Origin of the sequence: Psychrobacter sp. AT9 (assembly GCF_047272965.1) — a bacterium.
Taxonomy (GTDB): Bacteria; Pseudomonadota; Gammaproteobacteria; order Pseudomonadales; family Moraxellaceae; genus Psychrobacter; species Psychrobacter glaciei.
On the sequence record NZ_JBKOTW010000001.1, the window covers coordinates 2,841,878 to 2,863,057 of the forward strand.

Sequence of the window (21,180 nt, forward strand, 5' to 3'; positions counted from 1 at the left end):
AAGCAATGGTAGCAAAATGCGTTTTTTAATCTATAGCAGAAACGTAAACATCGCTTAAGTATTAAAAACAAGATAGAAATCAGAGAGAATACAACCCTCTATATAGCAGAATAATAACCCATTGATTCAAATAAAAATGAATGCCGAAAAATAGATATAAAAAAACCATTAACAGTCTATCGTCAATGGTTTATTTTTTACTAAATGAATAACCTAAAATGCAGCTGGCACCGTACCCATACGTTGACTAATCGGCTGACTACGACCCAATAAGCTACTATAAATCGTAGCATTCTCCATTACGTGTTTCACGTAATTGCGCGTTTCAGGAAAAGCGATTGACTCCACGTATTGATCAGCGGCTAACGAACCATAGACCGGCTGCCAGCGCTTGGCATTATTAGGGCCAGCATTATAGCCCGCCGTTGCCAATACTGGCTGATAATTTAGTTTGCCCAAAATATCCCCCATATACCAAGTACCATAACGGATATTGGTATCACCACTGTTGGCACGGCTAGCGCTATAAGTCTCACCTAAATTACGGGCGATATATTTTGCTGTGTCAGGCATCACTTGCATCAACCCACTAGCACCAACACCTGAGCGCGCTGAGGCTACAAATCGACTCTCTTGACGCATGATGCCATAAGCCCATGCCGGATCAATCCCCGCCGATTGGCTGTAGCGAACAACGGCATCTTGGTGCGGCATCGGATGCGACAATGCCAAGCTGTCGACTCTGTCCGTATTGTCAACGGCATAAATCGCCCGATCGAGCCAGCCCATGTCATGTGCCAAGCTAGCAGCGGCTATGATTAGATTGTCATCACGATTGTCACGCGCTTGCTTGACTGCCCAGTTCCACTCACGGTTGGCATAAGCGCGGCTGGCATCAGCGTTATATAAAGCAAAGGCACGAGCAAAGTTTCCATCTTGCATGACGCGGGCACGATCGGCAGTACTGACATTGGGTAAGTTGCTACCGCCTAAGCGACTGGCGTCAAAACGCTGACCGATTCTGTCTTTTGCCATCAGACCATAGTAATCATTGCTTTTTGCTAGGTTTTGATACATTTTCTTAGCGGTATTACTCTTACTGCTATTGCCTGATTGCTCATAAGCACGAGCCAGCCAATACTGCCACTGATTGCCTTTTTGAGTTTCACCATCCATTTTTGAGATGGCTTCGACCACATCGTCCCAACGACCAAAGCGAATCGCTGCCATGGCATAGTCTTCAGCTTCCTCGAAGTTGAAATCGTCATCTAAACTGTTGCGGAACCAATCAACTGCTTCAGCGTTAAAACCATCGTCAGTATTATGATTCATACGCTGTACCCCAAGGGTACGATAAGCATAGCGACGGGTTTCATCATTCAATAGTTTGACTGAGCGCTGATTGTCTTGTTTGATATCAAAATCTAACTGTAACGCTGCCTCACGATAAGACTTGTCAGCGATACGGCCTATCGCATACAGATAGAGATACTGATTGGTCTGACTGGCAGGCTCACGACCAAAACTGGTAAAGAATGATGAAGGATTTAGCTGAATCTCACTCAAAGCAGAATAAGCAATGGGCGTGCCTAAGCGTGATGACAACGCCATAATATCGCCAGTTTTGCCTTTACGTAGCATGCGCTTAAGACGAGCAGCACGATCTTGATCACTAATCAGCGCGTTGTTATTCATCTCCATCGCTAGCTGATCACACAAGGCAGGCTGTTTTTGGGTGGTCAGCCATACATCAGACTTGGCTGCCATGGCGCGCATGGTATCACCGCCATTATTGAACCCAAGCGCAACGGCACAGCGCTCGCTGGCATCGGCATTGGTAATCAAGTTCGCCACTTGTCTGACTGAGGCATAGTCATTCGAGCCCGCTTTGGTCTCAGCAAAATCCGCAACCAGCTTCTCAGCCATGACAGTACCAGGATACTGACGTACAAACTGCGATACCGCCGCTGAACTTTGTGAGTTAAGGTCTAGATTCATCCGCCAATAAGTAGGATACATCGCAAACAAACCGCCGCTCATCATTTGTTCGTAATTATAAAGTGCACTGACATCACCACGATCTGCTGCGATAGCAGCGGCTGTAAATGAGTCAACACTACTGTCTTGTTGATAATTACTTTCTGGCTGATAGCTGTCGCTGTCGTTATCACCCCATGTCAGCTCTGCACAAGCGACTTGCGATATGCCTAGCGCACTCACTGCTGTCGCTACACTCAACGCGCTCATCCGTAGCGTACCGGATGTGAGCCGCTTGGACGCGTGCTTTTTACTGGTAGACTTTTCATCCTTGATGCTATGAGCAACACGCAACTTTGTCATACTGACTCTCTTTATGATATCTCTACAAATAAGTGAATAGCGATTCGCTAAGTATCGCCAAGGTTATAGCACTCATCATACTATATTCATTGTACTTTCAACTATCTCCTTTACCTTTTGTTAATAAATAGGACAGTACGGTGTAACATAGAAATGGTGTCTAGTCGCAGTTTTTGTCAAAAGCGCTGCTAATTCTAGTAAATAATTGATACTGCTATGAATTGTTTATCATATTGATGACCAATAGCCTGTGCTAATTTTTCACATTGGCAGAGGGTTGTGATAAAATATGCCACCTGTTAATCGGCTACCCTGCTATATTTTTAGTCAATCATGGACTTATCCTTATGAGTGTTACTGTATTTAATCCCCGCATCAATGACGCTGCTGTTGCTGAGACAACTGCTACTGCGCCTGCTGTCACTGCACTCAAAGAAGCAAGTTCAGCCCAAGCGCCCGTCGAAAAAGCAGTGACCAAAAAGGTCTTTGTCACCACCCAAGGCTGTCAGATGAATGTCTATGACTCTGGCAAAATGCTAGACGTGCTAGGCGATTCTCATGGTATGGAAGTGACTCATGACATCGACGAAGCCGATGTACTCCTGATGAATACCTGCTCTATCCGCGAAAAAGCGCAAGAGAAAGTATTTTCAGAATTGGGTCGCTGGCGCAAACTAAAAGAAAAACGCCCTGACCTCGTCATTGGTGTCGGTGGTTGTGTGGCTTCGCAAGAAGGCGATAACATTCAAAAACGTGCGCCTTACGTCGATATGGTATTCGGCCCACAAACCTTGCATCGCTTGCCAGAGCTATATGATCAGTCAAACGAGCAGCGTGACATCGCGCCTAAAAACCGTATTGGTACGATTGATGTGTCCTTTCCTAGCATCGAAAAGTTTGATTTTTTGCCTGAGCCAAGAGTAGAAGGCTTTAAAGCTTTTGTCTCTATTATGGAAGGTTGCTCAAAGTATTGCTCATTTTGCGTCGTACCTTATACCCGCGGTGAAGAGTTATCGCGCCCACTCGATGACGTATTGGCTGAGATTGATAGCCTTGCCGAACAAGGGGTGCGTGAAATCAACCTACTCGGTCAAAACGTCAACGGCTATCGCGGTGAAAAAGACGATGGCAGCATTTGCCGTTTCGCTGAGCTATTACACTATGTCTCGCATGTCGATGGCGTTGAACGTATTCGCTATACGACTAGTCATCCGCTAGAGTTCACCGATGATATTATTGATGCTTACGCACAATTGCCAGAGCTGGTATCGCACTTACATTTACCTGTTCAGAGTGGCTCAAACGCTATCTTGGCAGCGATGAAACGCAATCACACGATTGACGTTTATATCAATCAGATTAATAAGCTTAAAGCCATTCGTCCTGATATTCACTTGTCGAGTGACTTTATCATTGGCTTCCCAGGTGAAACCGATCAAGACTTCCAAGATACGTTGAACTTGGCGAAAGAGTTGAACTTCGATCACTCTTATAGCTTTATCTACTCTAAACGTCCGGGCACGCCAGCCGCTGAGTTGCCAGATGATGTAAGTTTCAAAACTAAAAAAGAACGCTTAGCTGAATTCCAAAAAGTCATCATTGACTCAACGCTTGCTAAAACGCATGAGATGGTCGGCACTACTACTCGCGTCTTGGTTGAACAAGTTGCCAACCGTCATCCTGACTGCTTAATCGGCACGGCAGATAACACCCGTACGGTTATGTTCCCATATGACGTTGATACAATGGATGAGATGTTAGGTAAAATCGTGAGCGTACGTATTACTGATTTCGTCAGCCCGCACATGGTGAAAGGTGAGCTAATCGAAGTATTGGCATAGCGGTTAAGGTAACAATGGTTAAGTTATAAGTTTGAGTAAAAATAAGAAAAAGCCGTTCACTATAATAGCGAACGGCTTTCTTGTGGGTGAATATTAACCATCACTATTCTGATAACCAATCTGTCTTCCGTAACTGCTGCTTGGTCTCGCGGCGGCGTTTTTTTCGGACGATATCGATATCCTCTTTTTCGTGAATACCGCCCTTTCTTAATAATGGGTCTAATGCCAAATAATTACGCGGCTTGACTGTTCCTAGCGAGTGCTGTGTACCCGCCTCAACTTGCTGTTCTAGCTGCCGTTCAATTTGTTTGGCCTTTTTCAATGTTTCTTTTAAGCTCATATTGTTACCTATTCTTTTTTAATACTTTTGATATACCAATGCCGAAAATCATCTTAGCGAGGAAAATGAGCGAAAATTGTACATTCAGTACATTAAGCGAATTTGACGACGCTAAGATTATTTGCAGGCTTGGTATTAGCCTTTAATACACATGACCTGTTTCAGCGTATGCACCACCTCAACCAAATCCGTTTGATTGGCCATCACTTCATCGATGTCTTTATAAGCGCCTGGTATCTCATCGATGACGCCTTTATCTTTGCGACACTCGACGCCATCCGTCTGCGCTTTTAGCTCATCGATAGTGAACGCTCGCATGGCTTTACCTCGACTCATCTGTCGCCCTGCCCCATGTGAACATGAGCAAAACGATTCAGCTTCGCCCAGACCACGTACGATAAAGGATTTTGCGCCCATAGAGCCTGGGATAATGCCGAGCTCACCTGCATAGGCACTGATCGCACCTTTACGGGTCACATAGACTTGCTCGCCGAAATGCACTTCTTCATTGACATAGTTATGATGACAATTAATGGCTTCTTTGGTGAGCTGAAATCGTGGCAACCCCGCTTGTGGCGACTGTAATGACTTAATCACTAAGCGCATCATTTCACGGCGATTTTCTAACGCGTAATCCTGCGCCCAGCCTACCGCTTCGATATAATCGGCAAAACTATTAGACCCTTCGGCAAAGTAAGACAAATCACGATCTGGCACATGACCAAAGCGCGATTGACGTTCTTTTTTGGCAAGGATAATAAAGTATTGGCCGATACAATTACCAATACCACGGCTGCCAGAGTGCAGCATGACCCAGACATCATTGTTTTCATCCAAGCAAAGCTCAATGAAATGATTGCCACCGCCCAATGTCCCCAACTGCTTCGCCCATGTACGCTCAAAACCTTTGAGCATTTTAAGTAAACCTGGATGCTTATCAGTAATCGGTTTTAGGCGTTTGCCTAGTGGGTCAAGCGTTGAGTTCTTGGCTTGGATTTGCTTGTGCATGTTGAAGCCAACAGGCACTTGCTGCTCAACGATCGATCGTAATGACCTCAAGCTATCAGGCAAATCGCTTGCCGTCAGGGACAAACGCACCGCATTCATACCACAGCCAATGTCCACACCGACTGCCGCAGGAATAATCGCGGACTTGGTCGGAATCACACTGCCGACTGTTGCGCCTTTGCCAACATGCACATCGGGCATCACCGCAATATGTGAGTGTACAAACTCCAGCTGGGCTAAATTGCGTAATTGCTGCATCGCACCTTGCTCAACATCCGAGGTGTAAATCTTGACGGGTACGCCGTGTTTACGGTTTTCGTTTAATATTAATTTAATGCTCATTATTTATTATTTCCATTTTATTGTTTTGATAACCATGCATATTTTTTTAATTTACCAATTTTTATAATTTTAGACATTACTTACCTATCTCAATTAAACATAACGTTTAACAAGGTCATTTAATAACGTATAAAAATCAGGCAATAAAATACCGTTTTTTATTAATTAAAAAATTAATAAAAATGCATGGTTGATTTATTATGGACGTTTTAAAGAAAGGTTTTACCATACCAAAATTGAGAGCATAAAAATTATGCACGCAGAAAGGCATACGCTAAACAATAGCGTGAATCGCCTCATTAGCAATAACGGTAAAGCAAAATGTTAGGTAAACAGATAGCAGCAAGCACAATATGGCTTAGCACGATCGCAGAGCGATTTTGGCACGGTAGACTTAGAAGAGGGTTAGCGCAAGTAGATACAGGAGGCTATGCGTTGATATCATTCAATAGGATATCACTCAATAGCTTATATATAGATTTAGCCAAACCTTTTCGAAGTTGTCATTGCTGTCATGTAGTTTACACATTCAATCTTTAAAAACGTCTTGGTAGTTAAATAAGACACGATGATTCCTCCATAGGTTGTGACTAATTATTGTAGACAATAGTAGCAGGTTTATTGGAATGATTTATCGCTTACATAGAAGCTAATAAATCAATAGTGCTAATAATAACGATTTAAAAAATAAAGTCAATAATTAATCTTACTTTATAGAAAAAATTATATTTCATCGAAAGCCTTATTTTAAAAACAGAACTCAGAAATCTTTAAACCATAAAACTATTTATAACTTCAACCAATAGAGCAGCAGCAATGATGATAAATATCACCCCGCAACCACGATTTAACCAAGCCAAGCGATTACCTACATCGAGCCAGCTTGCCAGTTTTTTACCACCTAGTGTATAAATAATCTGCCAAATCGTTTCGCTCAAAAACAAGCCGATGGTCAATAAGATATATTGCGGCCATAATGGCGCACTAAAATTAATAAACTTGGGGAAGAATGCCGCAAAGAACAAAATGGCTTTTGGATTGGACAACGATACCCAGACGCCAGTACGGAATAAGGTCATATTACTTGGGGCAGCTTTAGCAGCAGCACTGGAGAGTGAGCGCGGCTGCGGTGTACCAACTGTATCTTCACTATCAGAAGAAGGATAGTCAGCCGCGACTTCTTCGCTCATTTCACGAGCATCACTCATCAAGCTGCCATTGCCAGCATCACGCCATGAGCTAATACCCAGATAAATCAAGTATGCCGCGCCAACGGCTTTGATGATCGTCAGCAACCAAGGTGACTGGCGACTGATCACATCGAGGCCAAGCAATGTCGAAAGCAGTAGCACAAACAATCCAAGGCTTAAACCTGCCAGCGTCCACAATGTGCGCTTCACACCGTAGTTCATACCATACTGGAATGCTAGCAGCATATTGGGACCTGGGGTCGCTGAGATAAAAAACGTACTCGCAAAAAATACCGCAAACAGGTGCCAAGACATCAACCAACCCCTACTCTTTTATTTGAAATAAACTTGAAACATGAAAAAGAGGCAAAAAATAAACACCGCCATATAGACGGTGTGTTTTATGCCAACTTAGATAAAAAGTTAGATGAAAAAACAATCACTTGCTTCTCAATCTATTAATTGACCGCACAACTAGTTAACAGCTTCTGCAAAAACCCATCACAACGTACAATTTCGTTAAGTTCAACGTATTCATCCGCCTTATGAGCTTGTTCAATACTACCAGGTCCACAGATGATTGTTGGAATACCTGCATTGGTAAATTGACCGCCTTCAGTCGCGTAAGCCACTTTATGACGCTCATCATCCCCTGTCAATGCAGCGATCAATGATTGTAGTTCAGCACTATCATTATCAGTCATTGCCGGCACGCTTTCTTCTTGCATCAGCTCAATGCCAGTCTCTGGCGCGCGGGCTTGCATTTGCGCATTTAATTCCGCAATCTTGGCTTGAATAGGTTCCAGTACATCGTCTTGCGTCATATGCGGCAGATTACGATAATCAAAGGTAAACTCGCACAGATTGGGCACGATATTGGTGGCCGTACCACCATGGATGGTACCTACTGACAACGTTGAATAAGGCACAGTGAATATCTCGTCCCCATCTTCAAGAGCACCGTTACGAGTACTTAGCTCTTCGGCAAGCGTATCGACATAGCCCACCAATCTGCTGGCATAGCTAATGGCATTGACCCCTTGTGCAATCAATGAAGAATGCGCTGACTTACCATGCACACGGCAACGATAAACCGCAATACCTTTATGTGCCACCACCATAGCCATATTAGTTGGCTCACCGACGATACAATAATCAGGCGTAATACCGCGCGCCTTTAAATCTGCCAATATCAGTGGTGCGCCTAGACAGCCAATCTCTTCGTCGAATGATAATGCCAAATGCAATGGGCGACGCAGCTGACCTGCATTAGATAGTTTTACCGCTTGTGGCAACATCGTCAGCGCACAAGCGATAAAGCCTTTCATATCACAAGCGCCGCGACCATACAGCTTGTCACCACGAATGGTTGCTGTGAAAGGCTCAGACGTCCAGTCTTGACCATCGACTGGCACCACATCGGTATGACCAGATAGCACGAGACCATGATTGACGTCGTCAGCATTTGCCCCTGCTGGCACAGTGACGAATAAATTGGCCTTATTTTTGGCTTCATTAAAGGTCAAATCGACGCTCAAACCCAATTGCTCGCAGTAAGCTTTTACGTCTTCAATCAAAGCTAAATTAGAATGACGACTGACCGTATCAAAGCCAATTAAGCGCGTTAGCCAATCGATACTTTGGGTGGGATAATGAGCATCAGCCAATACTTGACTGGCATCATCGTTACTATTCTGTATAGTCATAAAACATCCTTATTATGATACGTGATACTCGTATTATGAGGGATTGTGTTGGTTCATAATATCAACAACTGGCGGCATTGGTTTTGACACCTTACCTTCAGCTTGCAACTCTTTGGTGGTTTTGGCATCAATGGCAAGTCCAGAAATCAAGGCGATGTCTTTGACAGGCTTACGTTGGCGAGTGGCAAAGCTCACTGGTACCATACGCGCAAATTCATAAACATGCAGGTAAGACTCTTCGCCACCTGCAAAATCTTCATCGTCTTCTAATCGAATACCACCGATTTTAGCCAAATCCGATAGCATCTCGTTTTCTTCGCTACTCAGACGGCAATCAGTAATACCGAAACCCGTCATAAAGCCATTTGCCCACTGTTTCAGTGCCATCACGCGCTCGTATAAATCATGTTCATCATCTGGGACTAATGGCGTATAAGAGTAGGCATCGTCTTTGTCTTTGAGCTGGAACACTATATCTTCAGCCTCTTCTGTCAACAAGGTCAATGCAGGCTCTGGTAAAGCGGCGAAGCTCAGCTCTTCAAACACCTTCGCCCATACCTTTTCATCAGGTGCATCGCAGGCGGTCATCAGCCCTGTCATCAAGCCGTGTACCTCACTGATAGACACGTCAGTCCAATCATCAAATGCAGTCAGCCATGTATTCCAGCCAGAGATATTATCATTCATAATAGATGTCCTAGTGATTGATTAGTAGTATTAAATAGCAACAGACGCCGCGCGATATCATTAACGAGGCGGCGGCTAATAGAAGTTATGAAACAAAGCGGCATACAATTACTTTGTTGATATAGATATTATGCGGTCACCTATGGCATTATTAAACGCAGAGAACAAAATTCATTCACGCTTACTTGTTAAGGATAAAAACTGACTATGTATGATCAACTTAGAATATTAGAAAAAATGATACTCGACATCAAAAAACAGTATCAGCTTGTCAGTGCTGAACTTAGCAGCCTCAAAAAACACCCCGCTACCGATCCAAAAGAACTTACCACACTTCAGGCCAAGCTCGATAGCAGTTATACAGAGCGCGATGGTGCCAAAAAGAAGCTGAACGACCTCGATAACCGCTATCAAAATCTGGCAGAAGCCCACCATATGATCGGTGAAGAGCAAGATAAATTGCAAAAGCAAATCAGCCAATTACAACAAGAAAATAGCGAGCTGCTACAGCATAATAATGAATTAAAGCAGCAGTATAGCGATATCAAACAGCAAAATAATGACTTGCAAAAGAAGAATCAACTGGCCGCTGAGCGTACGCAAGTGGTGTTAAAACGCTTAACCCGTATCGACCAAGCAGAAGGTTCATAAATAGCGGCACGAGGACATAATTAACGAATATCATTGTCTTCAAATAGCACTTTTATCGATAAAAGCCACATTTACCAAGTACCTTTATTATCAATTACCTTAATTATTAAAAATACAGCATTGATTAAGCCAACAGACTCACACGTGTAAGCTCTTATATCACTCACTTTAATGACATATATTGTAGGATTTATCATGACTGATGACCAGACTATCCCTTTAGATAAGCAAGCGCCAAACAATCAATCACAAAACAATCAACATCCAACCAACGGCCTTAAATCCCAAAAAGCCGTGCCAAATGCTTCAGCCTCAAGTAATTCGGCTCCACAGAGCGTCGCTGCTAAACCTGCACCTAAAACAAACAGCAATCCTGAGCCGCAGATTAAAAAAGTAGATATTGCAATTGCTGGGGTCACCTATCCCATCTATTGCCCAGTACACGAGCAAGAAGAACTACATTCAGCCGTCTCTTATATCAATAACTATGCGCTCGACCTAAAACGCGACGCGCCAAGCCTCAGCCAAGAGAGCTTACTGGTACTGTGCTGTCTGAATTTATACGAGAAAATTCATGCGCATCAAAGAAGTGACGAAGATCGTGTTCAAGGAGATAAGCAATCTGAAGCATTACTCAATAAAATCATGAAGGATGCACACTCTATCTTATAGGTAAACACGGATCTGTTGAACAGATAAGCGCTTAGCTCTATCGAGCCAAGCGCTTTTTTATGTCTAATCCACAGCCGAATTACTTACTTATGCATTAGGATTATAAGTTCTTCCAGCATGAAAATCCGCTTGATGCTCATAGTTGCAAAAGAATAACTCCTGACTGCCTTTAATATCAGCGTCAGTATTGCCATCGCTACTTGCCACCAAGCCCGGCTTGGTCTCTAGAACGCCGCGGTATTCAGCCAAACTGTTACCACAGAAGTTGCAGTGACGCGGTGTAGTCACATCGCCATCTTTTGGCATCATGCTTCTGGGTGCGCGCGGGTACATAAACTTGTAAAAGCCCCACATCACAATCCAGATAATAATTATCATCATAATAGCAGCGAACACAGCATTGCTCCTTGAATGAGGGGTAAACGTGAGAAATGATTAAAATGGCTCAGCCAATGATTATTCACTACGTCTTAATAGTATAAATTTTACCGTCAATAATAGTGACAATACAATACCTTTACCGTTCAATTACTGATTTCACTGAATTGCTCACTAGATAATCGTACTCACTGACTGCAGTGCTACAACAAAAAAACTGGCCACGTTAAGCCAGTTTTTTTGCATCGAAACCACCAATCAGGTTTCAGTAAAATTACAACTGCAGCTCACTAATATCAGCCACGGTTAAGAATAAAGCTCGCACTTGCTTAAGCAACGCTAAGCGGTTGTTCTTCAGCGCAGCATCTTCACTATTGACCATCACATTGTCGAAGAACTGTGTCAATGGCTCGTCTAGACTGGCAAGCGTTTGCAATACTTGCGTATAGTCAGCCTGCTCGAGTAATGGTTGTACCGCCGTTTGTGCTTGCTGCACACTCGCATATAGACTTTGCTCAGCAGGTTCAGATAATAACGCTTCATCGACATTATCAGCGACGCTTACCTCTGATTTGGCTAAAATATTGGCGACACGTTTGTTTGAATCAGCCAACATTGAAGCTTGTGACAATTCGCTAAATGCTTGTACGGCACGAATACGCTGGTCAAAATCAAGCGGCATATGCGGGTTAATCGCTTGCACTGCCTGAATCGTATCGACGCTAACGCCCTGCTCTGTATACATCGCACGATAGCGCGAGTTTAAGAATGCCATTACTTGGGTAAATGTATCACCCATTTTGGCAATCTTGCTACCATCGCTCGTGCTATAGCCTTTGATGGCTTGCTCAACCAGCGCTACCAAGTTAATCGGTAGCTGCTTCTCAATCAAAATACGCAGAATCCCAATCGCTGAGCGACGTAAGCTAAACGGATCTTTTGATCCTGTCGGTGCTTGGTCAATCGCAAAAATACCGACGAGCGTATCTAAACGATCTGCTAACGCTAAGCAGATACCAATCGGCGTCTGTGGTAAAACGTCACCACTGAATTTCGGAAGATACTGTTCTTCTAAACTGGCCGCTACGGCTTCTGGCTCATCATTCAAACGTGCATAATAAGTACCAGCGATACCTTGTAATTCAGGATACTCGCCAACCAATGAGCTTGCCAAATCTGCTTTGGACAAAATACCTGCACGTACCGTTTCATCGATACTAATCTCACTACCCTGTTGTTGCATCAAGGCGGCGATAAATGCAGCAAGCTTGGCAATGCGCTCAGACTTCTCCCAAATCGTACCCAATTTGTCTTGGAATACGCGATTTTTTAGGCTCTCTGTGAGCGCAAACAACGGCTGCTTTTGGTCTTGTAAGAAGAAAAACTCTGCATCAGCCAAACGTGGACGCACGACTTTCTCATTACCTTCAATAATTTGATTCGGGTCTTTTGACTCAATATTGGTAATAAAAATAAAGTATGGCTGCAACTTGCCGGTTTTATCTGTCAGGCAAAAATACTTCTGATCCGCTTGCATAGTAGAAATAAGCGCTTCTTGTGGCACTTGTAAGAAGCGCGCTTCAAAGCTTGCTCGTAGCGCAATAGGGAAGTCAACCAATGCCGTCACTTCGTCTAGCAACGCTTGCGGCACAATGGCATCAGAGTTGACTTCATCAGCCAATGCTTTGACTTGATTTTTAATCAGCATTTGACGCTTATCAAAATCAGCAACTACTTTTAAACCACCTAGTAATTCTTCATAGTCATTGGCATGACCAATGTTATGATAGTCAGGGCTGTGGAAGCGATGACCACGGGTTTGCGTTCCCGTCTGATGACCTTGGATAGTAGCGTCAATGACAGTACTATCTTGCATTAATACGGCCCATTGTACTGGACGCACGAACTCATTACGGCTAGCGCCTGAGCGCATACGCTTAGCAATAGGTAAGTTATCAAGCGCTGTTTGGAAAATAGCGGGCAGCAATTCAGTCGTCGCTTGACCCTGAATGGTTTGCTCATAACCGATATAATCACCTTTATCGGTGTTAATCGTTATCAGCTCACTGGCCTCAATACCCAAGCCTTTGGCAAAGCCCATTGCCGCACGTGTTGGATTGCCCTCTGCATCGAATGCTGCTTTAATCGCTGGCCCGCGCTTTTGCTCGCTGCGATCTGGCTGCTTATCGCCAATACCCTGAATTTGAAGCGCTAAACGGCGCGGCGCGGCAAAGGCTTTGATACTATCGAAGCTGATACCTGCTTCAGTCAACTGTTCAGTGACACTTGCTTGTAGCGCGTCACGTAGAGGTTTTAGGCTTTTTGGAGGCAGTTCTTCACACCCCAATTCAAATAGAATAGTACTCATGGGATGCTCCTATTTATTATTAGTAGTTTGGTTATTATCTGTGTTTTCAGTGGCTTCTTCTTTTGGCAAATACTTATCGAGCGCTGCCTGACGATGTTCCTCGTCTGCTAATGGAAAGCCTAACTTGGCACGTGCTTCAACATAACCAATAGCAACCTTACGAGCAAGCGTACGCACACGTAGGATAAAACGCTGACGCTCAGTCACTGAAATAGCACCGCGAGCATCAAGTAAGTTAAAGGCATGTGAGGCTTTTAACACCATCTCATAGGCTGGTAGTGGCAAACCCTCGGCAACTAGCTTATCCGCTTGCTGCTCATAAAAATCAAACATCTGACCCATCATCGGCACATCGGCGTGCTCAAAGTTATAGGTAGACTGCTCAACTTCATTTTGATGAAAGACATCGCCATAAGTGACACGACCAAACTCACCATCTGCCCAAACCAAATCATATACGCTATCGACGCCTTGTACATACATCGCCAAGCGCTCAAGACCGTAAGTAATCTCGCCAGTCACTGGGAAGCATTCGAGACCGCCCACTTGCTGGAAGTAGGTAAACTGGGTCACTTCCATACCGTTTAGCCAAATTTCCCAACCAAGTCCCCACGCACCTAGCGTTGGTGACTCCCAGTTGTCTTCAACGAAACGTACATCATGCACCAACGGATCGATACCAATAGCTCTTAGCGAGTCTAAATATAGCTCTTGGATATTAGGTGGATTTGGCTTCAACACTACTTGGAATTGATAATAATGCTGCAAGCGGTTTGGGTTATCGCCATAGCGTCCGTCGGTTGGACGACGTGACGGCTGCACATAGGCAGCATTCCAGCGCTCAGGACCTAACGAACGCAAAAATGTCGCCGTATGAAAAGTACCTGCGCCAACTTCCATATCATAAGGCTGCAATATCACACAGCCCTTGTCAGCCCAATAGTTCTGCAAAGTTAAGATTAAATCCTGAAAAGTCATCGGTTGAGAGTTTTTCGCTTCAGTTGTCATAGTTTGAGTTGTCATAATTTGGGGCATCATAATAAAGCCACTGTGGAATGAGTATTAGGGTCTGTTGAACAAAACGTTGATAGCACTCGTACAGCCTATTTGGCAACGACTCTATTTGTCTGCTCACCTTACTAAAAAATGACTATTTTATCCATATTTACATCAACTAAATTTATCAAGCAATCAAAGAGACACCCTAAAAATGATGTGTGTTTGCTCATTGAGCAGTAAAAGCTTCATTGACGAAACCATAAAGGAAAGCACAAATGACAAAAAAATACCCAAATGCGTGAACATTTGGGCAGGAGGAAAAGTATGTCTTTGGTATCCTGATTGATCAGGCTTTTTATTTTTTAGTTAAACTTTCACTTGCAAAGTATAGCTTTAGATCTTAGAACTGGCTTACTGATACGATTCATTTGTTGCTTTGGGCATAATTATCCATAAAATGATATAGATTAAGATGCCTGGTACTGCTGCACTTAATGATGAAATAATTACAAATAACACTCTTACCCAAGTAGGTGACCAGCCGACATACTCTGCGATGCCGCCCATCACACCTGCTATCATGCGATTATTCTGTGAGCGATGTAATTTTGCTAATTTAGCCAAATCAAATACCTCTTTAATATAGTTTTTCTTTTGCTTACTTTTGATTTTATATAAACACTTACTATTAAGAACACCTACTACTAAAAATATTTGCCGTTAAAAATACTTATTCTTAAAAATGCTTAGCGTTCTCAACTTATGAATAATTATAGCAATGTTTAGAAGTTAATCTGTTGAGTATGTAGACGTACTTTGTGAGTTTATGCTACCTAAACTTGCCCTAACCTGTCATAAAGCCTCGTAAACCCCTGATTTTAAATAGATATTTCAAAATGTTTCAGAGCGCAGTTTATTTCTATAACCTTACGGCTTTACTACGGTGACTCTAACCTTTTGATATTCCAATAAATTATGACAAATGGTTAACATGCCCATAAAAGCGCGGGGAAATATTAAGTTATACAAAGTAAATTTGGTAGATTTACGGTATTTTTCTGAGCATAAAACGGCTGTTTACAATAACCTACCTGTAAGTCTGGACAAACCTTTATATAGTCGGTTCAACATAATGTGGATACAGATAAGGATAGCTATGTACGAGACGGGTTTAATGATTGGGCATTTTGAACCGCTCCATTTGGGGCAGATGCGCAGCATATTGGCAGCGGCAGGACAAGCAAAGACCTTGCATATCGTCATCATGGCACACCCATCACCGCATGCAGATTTTAGTATCACCTTACAAGACAAAGCGCGTTGGTTGCAGATGGCTTGTGCAGACTTGCCTTTTGTTCGTATTCATACCACTCATGAGATTGAACTGCCTCTACATGATGGCTTCGTTGATGTGACAATTGATATTGACGCCAGTAATGCCAAACTACAACGTTTGACAGAAGCGCTCAACTTGCCCGCAGAGGCAGTATTGTTTGTCGCAGAAAACCATCCATTGGCTCAGAGCGATGTTTATGAGCAGTTATCGATGCCAGTCGTCACTACCCCGCTACAGCCTGAGTTTGATTCTTATGCCATCGCTCGTGATCCCGTAGCGCACTGGTCAGCGCTGCATCCACAAGCACGTGGGGACTATACCAAGACCGTTGCCATCGTTGGTGGTGAAAGCTCAGGCAAGACGACACTGGTGCACAAGCTTGCCAACTACTATGGCGCTAGCTTTGCATTAGAAATGGGACGGCTATATGTCGGTACGGATTTGGGTGGGAGCGAGATCGGGCTACAATACAGTGATTATGCACCCATTTCGCTCCATCACGCTCAGGCGATACGAGAAGCGGCAGCTAGAGCGACCGCGCCTGTCACCATTATTGATACTGACTTTGTGACCACTCAAGCATTCTGTGAAGAATATGAGGGTCGCACGCATCCTTTTGTCGCTGCTTGTATTGATGAGTTTCGCGTAGACCATACAATTATGCTGGACAATAATACTCCATGGGTGGATGACGGTATGCGCTCATTAGGTACGCCTGAGGCGCGTGGACGCTTTGAGCAGCGCCTCGTTGACATCTTTGCCCGTCATGATATTAAGCCGCACATGGTTGATCAGCCTGATTACGCTGCACGCTACCAGCAAGCGTTACTGCTTATCGATCAGTATGTTTATGGCAAAAACTCTTAGAATAAAAAACATACCCAAAATTCATGAATTTATAATAATATTGCGGCTGTCAGTGTCTTTTATCAGCACCTTCTTGATAGCCATATTCATTTTAGGAAAAAACAGTTATGCGTATTCAGCTATTAGACAATATTACTGGAAAATGGGCGCTGCAATGGATCATAACCTGGTTCATTTGTGGTGTTATTGCGTTATCAGCAGGTTTTTGGCTCACCACAGACCACACCACGCTTGATTGGTTTTATTTGGCAGTCTCATTTATCGGTCTGATATGCGTGGTGTCGCTGTCATTCCGAAAAAACGTCATGGGCAATGGCTTTGGGATGGGCGCTACCGCTGGCGAAGTCGTGGTACAAGCCACTTCTGGCGCAGTCGGCTTGATGCTGGCACCGTTATTTAACTTTTTTACCCATGTCTACGGTATTTTTTATTGGTCAAAGCACACTGACCCTGATGGCGATATGATACCGAAGTCTGCTAGCAGAGCAGTTTGGTTAATTACCGCCGTATTTATTGTTATCGGCTTGGTACTCTTCCCCACCGTCAACGACTTATTAGCCAACTACGGCTACGCGGTCGTAGAAGACGATAGCAGTCTATTTTTAGGTTTCATTTCCTTCTTTTGGATTAACGTTATTGCTTTTGTATTGTCTATTACTGCGCAAGCCGCGATGATTCTGCGTTATTCTTTTAGCTGGTGGTTATGGATTATCGTCAATTTTGTTTGGCTGATCGTAAATCTCATGTCGGGCAATTATATTTTTGCTATTCAGACCATGGTTTACCAAGTAAATTCTTTCGTTGGCCTATATGAATGGTACCGCAGCGAGCAACAGTCCGCATAAAACATATGGGCTCAAAATGAACCCATTTGGCATCGTTGGCATAATCTATTTTGACTGTGCGGTTTACCAGATAATATGGTAGATTGCACAAATTAGTGCTACAACTGGTAGTCGTCAGTAGACTCACGCATTGAGCTACTACCAGTCATTCATTTACTAACACGGAGGTTAGTATGTCTCGCAATCGTCAACAAAAGATGTCTAAGCGTACTCTTGAGCAATGGCTCAGTGAATATTCGGTCAGTCATCAAAACCTAATCAACAAAAAAATCCATTGGCTGTGTGTCCCCACTATTCTTGTTAGTCTATTAGGAATGGGTATGTCACTGTCGGTCTGGTTTACTTTGGTACTTAGTGCCTTAGTACTCTTATTCTATATGAAACTCTCGACGCCATTATTTTTGGCAATGGGGGTTTTTATTCTCATTTGTCTATCAGTGATGACCTTATTACCTTTAAGTTTCAAGGTTTGGGCAGCTGTTTTTGTGGTGGCTTGGATTGCCCAGTTTATTGGTCATAAAGTCGAAGGCAAAAAACCCTCATTTCTTAAAGACTTACAGTTTTTATTAATCGGTCCAGCTTGGGTCGCCAACAGTCTTATGCGACGTAACTAGAGCGTGTCACCATTTAGCGCATTCAATTATTTATACAACGACTGACTTATACTTTGAAATAAAAAAGCGCCGTCCAACAACATTGCTGGACGGCGCTTTTTTATGTTTATCTCGCTAAATGTAGTCAAGGAATTTTAGAATCGCTACAAGGCGACCGACCGCAGATAGTACACTGAGTACATCTAGGATGGGTAACACCGTAGCGGTTTAAAAGTGCTCTGACTATAATAGATAAACGCAATGGTTTAACCAAATACTTTCATGCGCTCTTCAACAGGCATGAATTCTTTATTACCTGCTGGCTGCTCGATACCACCGAATACCATTTGTGCAGTCAAATCCCAATCAGCATCAATACTCCAAGTGCTCGCAACTTTATGGTCAATCACTGGATTGTAATGCTGTAAGTTAGCGCCGATATTAATGCTAGCAAGCCCTGTCCAGATTACATACTGATGCATAGCACTGGTGTGCTCTGCCCAAACAGGGAATTTGTCGGCATATAATGGCGCTCCTTCTTGTAAGGCTCTCACTACTTTTTGATCTTCAAAAAATAGAATCGTACCTGCGCCTGCCTTAAAGCCGTCGATTTTTTGCTTGGTTGGCGTAAACTTCTCTTCGTCACCAACGATACCACGTAATGCTTCTTCGGTCATGTCCCAAAGCTTTTGATGATCGTCACCAAACAACACGACGATGCGCGTCGATTGTGAGTTAAATGATGATGGCGTATGCAAAATAGCATGCTCAACCAATTTAACCACCTCTTCTTTTGCAACTGGTAACTGATCATTCAATGCATAAATAGAACGACGTTTTTCAGCCAATTGCTGCAATGCTTGTAGATCTGACATATTCGACGTATTCGACGTATTCGACATAAGATAGTGCTCCAAATTATTAGTATGTGTTTAATATAATGAGCATAGAGGTTCAATAAACATGGCTCATGAATCCCTTCAAAAATTTTAATTTTTCAATGTGATTTATTATAAGAAAAAATGGGCTAAACTCACACTTATTTTTGTAATAAAAACTTAATAATTAAATACATTATGAAAGTTTTATTACACAATAAAATTTTTAAAGCCGTTAGGCAGTTCTCGGGTAACTCGGGCAGATAAGCATTTTAGTTTAGAATCAACCTCACCAAAACGCTTACGACCGTCTTTCCAGTCGATGATGGATTGCCCAGCCTCTTCTTTTTTAAGATGATTTGGTGTGCTTATGGTTTGGTGTACTCAATGATAGCACTCTCAAATTTCACCCATAAAAAAAGCCCCACAATGAAGTGAGGCTTTAGTGCTCTAAACGAGCCATATTTGGAGCGGGAAAAGAGATTCGAACTCTCGACCCCAACCTTGGCAAGGTTATGCTCTACCACTGAGCTATTCCCGCTTAAATCAATTCGCAATATCGCTAACAACTTGTTAACTACTACGTCTCGATAGGCTGGCTATTCTAGCAAATATCCTGCGTGTGTCAACAGGTTTTTTCATATTTTTCACCAGCATTGCCACTTTTAATTTTTATTCGAGAGCATATTTATCATAAATGATTGATATTGCAATCAATACAGTCATTGCAGCGTTTAAAACTATTTTATAAAGTAATAGGAAAATCTCTTCTATTATTCCTGACTCTTTCATCAATTCTGAATATGACCATTAACTAACCATTATTAGTAGTGCAACGTCGTACTGCTTTATGACGATAGAGGAATAAAAGTTACGCTATTCTCGTTAATATCGATTCCACTTACAATCATACGCTGTATTGTTACTTTTTCTGCCTTGGTTTTAGGCTATTAACATTATTATACTTATGGCTTGTTACCATTCAGGTAAAATTTTACTGATTAAGTAGATTGGTAGACGGTAGTAAAACTTCAATAATAAACTGCCCTTCTATCCGCTCTGCTGTTACCGGCCTACTCCGCTACTACTAACTTTGTTTAACTTTACTTTTTATCATTTACAGCGAGGATGTTTATCATGAGAAAATTGCTTACCACCACCGTGATGGCCGCGTCATTGTCGGCACTTACTTTAACCGGCTGCACCAGCACCACCAACAGTGGCGCGGTCGGCGTCGATCGTCAACAGCTACTCTTGGTCTCTAGCGAGCAAGTACAGCAGCTATCAGCGCAAAGCTATAATAAAAACTTGCAAGAAGCAAGCAAACGCGGTGTGCTCGACACCAATAAAGCTCAGCTCAATCGTTTAAAAAATATCTCTAACCGCCTCATCGGTCAAGTAGGCGTATATCGCCCTGATGCAGCTAATTGGAAATGGGAAGTACATACCATTAGATCCAACGAGCTGAACGCCTTTGTTATGCCGGGTGGCAAAATTATGTTTTACTCGGGCATTATTGATCGCTTAAACCTCACGGATGATGAAATTGCCGCGATTATGGGTCACGAGATGTCTCATGCCCTGCGTGAGCACTCACGTGAGCGTCTCTCACGCGAGTATGCTACTCAGACCGGTATCGGTGTTGCAGCAAGTATCTTTGGTCTATCACAAGGTCAGGCTGATCTAGCGAACGTTGCTGGAGATTTAGGTTTGAGTCGTCCACACAGTCGCACCCAAGAAGCTGAAGCCGACCAAATCGGTCTCGAGCTAATGGCACGCGCAGGCTACAATCCTCAAGCGGCTATCAGCTTATGGCAAAAAATGCAGCGCGCCAGCCAAGGTGAGCCACCACAGTTCTTAAGTACTCACCCAACCAGTAGCAATCGCATTAGCCAATTGCAAGCATTGATGCCTAAAGTGATGCCGCTGTATCAAAAATCACGTCGCTAATCGTGTATTGCTGGCCATTCACTCTTAGGTAGCGTTTTATCGCTTACTAAAAGCAGAGTATAACCCACGGGTTGCGCTCTGCTTTTTTGTATTTTTGGCGCAGAAGCTGGCTGTATTACTTTAAAACTGTCGCATGTGCTATGGTCTACCCAATAGCTTTCTGTACAGTTATCAGCGTCTGTTATAATG

General features: G+C 43.2%; 18 protein-coding genes and 1 tRNA gene. 7 read left to right on the plus strand and 12 right to left on the minus strand.

Translation table 11 applies throughout. The features are described 5' to 3' along the window. Window positions 1–213 precede the first annotated feature (213 nt). The gene (locus ACMFL8_RS11910; RefSeq protein WP_413191100.1) at window positions 214–2,340 is read right to left on the minus strand and encodes a transglycosylase SLT domain-containing protein; all 2,127 of its coding nucleotides are present in this window, start codon (window positions 2,338–2,340) and stop codon (window positions 214–216) included. Between the two features lie 347 nt (window positions 2,341–2,687). Here ACMFL8_RS11910 and miaB point away from each other — a divergent pair, with 347 nt between their 5' ends. Continuing rightward, window positions 2,688–4,181, plus strand: coding sequence for a tRNA (N6-isopentenyl adenosine(37)-C2)-methylthiotransferase MiaB (miaB, locus tag ACMFL8_RS11915; protein ID WP_413191101.1), 1,494 nt, complete (start codon window positions 2,688–2,690; stop codon window positions 4,179–4,181). Between the two features lie 103 nt (window positions 4,182–4,284). Here the strand turns inward: miaB and ACMFL8_RS11920 are convergent, their stop codons facing one another. The 5 genes from ACMFL8_RS11920 to ACMFL8_RS11940 all read right to left on the minus strand — a co-directional run bounded on the left by ACMFL8_RS11920 (window position 4,285) and on the right by ACMFL8_RS11940 (window position 9,454). Beyond that, window positions 4,285–4,521, minus strand: coding sequence for a hypothetical protein (locus ACMFL8_RS11920; protein WP_227679603.1), 237 nt, complete (start codon window positions 4,519–4,521; stop codon window positions 4,285–4,287). 135 nt (window positions 4,522–4,656) lie between these two features. Beyond that, on the minus strand, window positions 4,657–5,871 hold the full coding sequence (locus ACMFL8_RS11925) for an RtcB family protein (protein ID WP_413191102.1): 1,215 nt from the start codon (window positions 5,869–5,871) through the stop codon (window positions 4,657–4,659). Window positions 5,872–6,641: 770 nt separating this feature from the next. Continuing rightward, complete coding sequence (locus tag ACMFL8_RS11930; RefSeq protein WP_240215230.1) at window positions 6,642–7,376, minus strand: LysE family translocator; 735 nt, start codon at window positions 7,374–7,376, stop codon at window positions 6,642–6,644. Window positions 7,377–7,519: 143 nt separating this feature from the next. Next, on the minus strand, window positions 7,520–8,767 hold the full coding sequence (gene argE, locus ACMFL8_RS11935) for an acetylornithine deacetylase (RefSeq protein WP_413191103.1): 1,248 nt from the start codon (window positions 8,765–8,767) through the stop codon (window positions 7,520–7,522). 33 nt (window positions 8,768–8,800) lie between these two features. After that, on the minus strand, window positions 8,801–9,454 hold the full coding sequence (locus tag ACMFL8_RS11940) for a UPF0149 family protein (RefSeq protein WP_413191104.1): 654 nt from the start codon (window positions 9,452–9,454) through the stop codon (window positions 8,801–8,803). A 207-nt stretch (window positions 9,455–9,661) separates the two neighbouring features. Here ACMFL8_RS11940 and ACMFL8_RS11945 point away from each other — a divergent pair, with 207 nt between their 5' ends. After that, window positions 9,662–10,105 (plus strand): hypothetical protein, encoded by a 444-nt coding sequence (locus ACMFL8_RS11945; RefSeq protein ID WP_189585515.1) that lies wholly within the window; start codon window positions 9,662–9,664, stop codon window positions 10,103–10,105. 195 nt (window positions 10,106–10,300) lie between these two features. Further along, window positions 10,301–10,777 carry a cell division protein ZapA gene (locus ACMFL8_RS11950; RefSeq protein WP_413191105.1) on the plus strand — a complete coding sequence of 159 codons (477 nt, stop codon included), beginning with the start codon at window positions 10,301–10,303 and terminating at the stop codon, window positions 10,775–10,777. A gap of 87 nt (window positions 10,778–10,864) precedes the next feature. Here the strand turns inward: ACMFL8_RS11950 and ACMFL8_RS11955 are convergent, their stop codons facing one another. From ACMFL8_RS11955 to ACMFL8_RS11970, 4 genes are all read right to left on the minus strand, one after another. Next, window positions 10,865–11,173 (minus strand): hypothetical protein, encoded by a 309-nt coding sequence (locus tag ACMFL8_RS11955; RefSeq protein WP_227676198.1) that lies wholly within the window; start codon window positions 11,171–11,173, stop codon window positions 10,865–10,867. A 256-nt stretch (window positions 11,174–11,429) separates the two neighbouring features. Continuing rightward, the gene (glyS, locus tag ACMFL8_RS11960) at window positions 11,430–13,523 is read right to left on the minus strand and encodes a glycine--tRNA ligase subunit beta (protein WP_413191106.1); all 2,094 of its coding nucleotides are present in this window, start codon (window positions 13,521–13,523) and stop codon (window positions 11,430–11,432) included. A gap of 9 nt (window positions 13,524–13,532) precedes the next feature. Beyond that, window positions 13,533–14,501, minus strand: coding sequence for a glycine--tRNA ligase subunit alpha (gene glyQ, locus ACMFL8_RS11965; protein ID WP_201592198.1), 969 nt, complete (start codon window positions 14,499–14,501; stop codon window positions 13,533–13,535). 432 nt (window positions 14,502–14,933) lie between these two features. Further along, window positions 14,934–15,146: a PspC domain-containing protein gene (locus ACMFL8_RS11970; RefSeq protein WP_010201518.1), complete on the minus strand. Its 213-nt coding sequence runs from the start codon at window positions 15,144–15,146 to the stop codon at window positions 14,934–14,936. Window positions 15,147–15,654: 508 nt separating this feature from the next. Between ACMFL8_RS11970 and nadR the strand changes: the two genes are divergently transcribed. From nadR to ACMFL8_RS11985, 3 genes are all read left to right on the plus strand, one after another. Beyond that, window positions 15,655–16,725: a multifunctional transcriptional regulator/nicotinamide-nucleotide adenylyltransferase/ribosylnicotinamide kinase NadR gene (nadR, locus tag ACMFL8_RS11975; protein ID WP_413191107.1), complete on the plus strand. Its 1,071-nt coding sequence runs from the start codon at window positions 15,655–15,657 to the stop codon at window positions 16,723–16,725. A 107-nt stretch (window positions 16,726–16,832) separates the two neighbouring features. After that, window positions 16,833–17,570 carry a nicotinamide riboside transporter PnuC gene (gene pnuC / locus ACMFL8_RS11980; protein ID WP_413191108.1) on the plus strand — a complete coding sequence of 246 codons (738 nt, stop codon included), beginning with the start codon at window positions 16,833–16,835 and terminating at the stop codon, window positions 17,568–17,570. A gap of 173 nt (window positions 17,571–17,743) precedes the next feature. Further along, the gene (locus ACMFL8_RS11985; protein ID WP_413191109.1) at window positions 17,744–18,184 is read left to right on the plus strand and encodes a DUF962 domain-containing protein; all 441 of its coding nucleotides are present in this window, start codon (window positions 17,744–17,746) and stop codon (window positions 18,182–18,184) included. Window positions 18,185–18,429: 245 nt separating this feature from the next. Here the strand turns inward: ACMFL8_RS11985 and ACMFL8_RS11990 are convergent, their stop codons facing one another. Together ACMFL8_RS11990 and ACMFL8_RS11995 are read right to left on the minus strand one after the other, a co-directional pair. Beyond that, window positions 18,430–19,038, minus strand: coding sequence for a nitroreductase family protein (locus ACMFL8_RS11990; protein ID WP_413191400.1), 609 nt, complete (start codon window positions 19,036–19,038; stop codon window positions 18,430–18,432). A 469-nt stretch (window positions 19,039–19,507) separates the two neighbouring features. Further along, window positions 19,508–19,582: transfer RNA gene (locus ACMFL8_RS11995), tRNA-Gly, on the minus strand. 596 nt (window positions 19,583–20,178) lie between these two features. On the opposite strand from ACMFL8_RS11995, the gene ACMFL8_RS12000 reads away from it, so the two are divergent. Next, complete coding sequence (locus ACMFL8_RS12000; protein WP_189585530.1) at window positions 20,179–20,991, plus strand: M48 family metallopeptidase; 813 nt, start codon at window positions 20,179–20,181, stop codon at window positions 20,989–20,991. Window positions 20,992–21,180: the final 189 nt, after the last annotated feature.

Bases quoted from the DNA above. Each gene is read 5' to 3' on its own strand.
- ACMFL8_RS11990 (WP_413191400.1), bottom strand. From the start codon at position 19,038: ATGTCAGATCTACAAGCATTGCAGCAATTGGCTGAAAAACGTCGTTCT.
- glyQ (WP_201592198.1), bottom strand. From the start codon at position 14,501: ATGACTTTTCAGGATTTAATCTTAACTTTGCAGAACTATTGGGCTGAC.
- ACMFL8_RS11930 (WP_240215230.1), bottom strand. From the start codon at position 7,376: ATGTCTTGGCACCTGTTTGCGGTATTTTTTGCGAGTACGTTTTTTATC.
- ACMFL8_RS11985 (WP_413191109.1), top strand. From the start codon at position 17,744: ATGTCTCGCAATCGTCAACAAAAGATGTCTAAGCGTACTCTTGAGCAA.
- ACMFL8_RS12000 (WP_189585530.1), top strand. From the start codon at position 20,179: ATGAGAAAATTGCTTACCACCACCGTGATGGCCGCGTCATTGTCGGCA.
- ACMFL8_RS11950 (WP_413191105.1), top strand. From the start codon at position 10,301: ATGACTGATGACCAGACTATCCCTTTAGATAAGCAAGCGCCAAACAAT.
- ACMFL8_RS11940 (WP_413191104.1), bottom strand. From the start codon at position 9,454: ATGAATGATAATATCTCTGGCTGGAATACATGGCTGACTGCATTTGAT.
- ACMFL8_RS11920 (WP_227679603.1), bottom strand. From the start codon at position 4,521: ATGAGCTTAAAAGAAACATTGAAAAAGGCCAAACAAATTGAACGGCAG.
- miaB (WP_413191101.1), top strand. From the start codon at position 2,688: ATGAGTGTTACTGTATTTAATCCCCGCATCAATGACGCTGCTGTTGCT.
- ACMFL8_RS11925 (WP_413191102.1), bottom strand. From the start codon at position 5,871: ATGAGCATTAAATTAATATTAAACGAAAACCGTAAACACGGCGTACCC.
- pnuC (WP_413191108.1), top strand. From the start codon at position 16,833: ATGCGTATTCAGCTATTAGACAATATTACTGGAAAATGGGCGCTGCAA.
- nadR (WP_413191107.1), top strand. From the start codon at position 15,655: ATGTGGATACAGATAAGGATAGCTATGTACGAGACGGGTTTAATGATT.
- ACMFL8_RS11910 (WP_413191100.1), bottom strand. From the start codon at position 2,340: ATGACAAAGTTGCGTGTTGCTCATAGCATCAAGGATGAAAAGTCTACC.
- glyS (WP_413191106.1), bottom strand. From the start codon at position 13,523: ATGAGTACTATTCTATTTGAATTGGGGTGTGAAGAACTGCCTCCAAAA.
- ACMFL8_RS11945 (WP_189585515.1), top strand. From the start codon at position 9,662: ATGTATGATCAACTTAGAATATTAGAAAAAATGATACTCGACATCAAA.
- argE (WP_413191103.1), bottom strand. From the start codon at position 8,767: ATGACTATACAGAATAGTAACGATGATGCCAGTCAAGTATTGGCTGAT.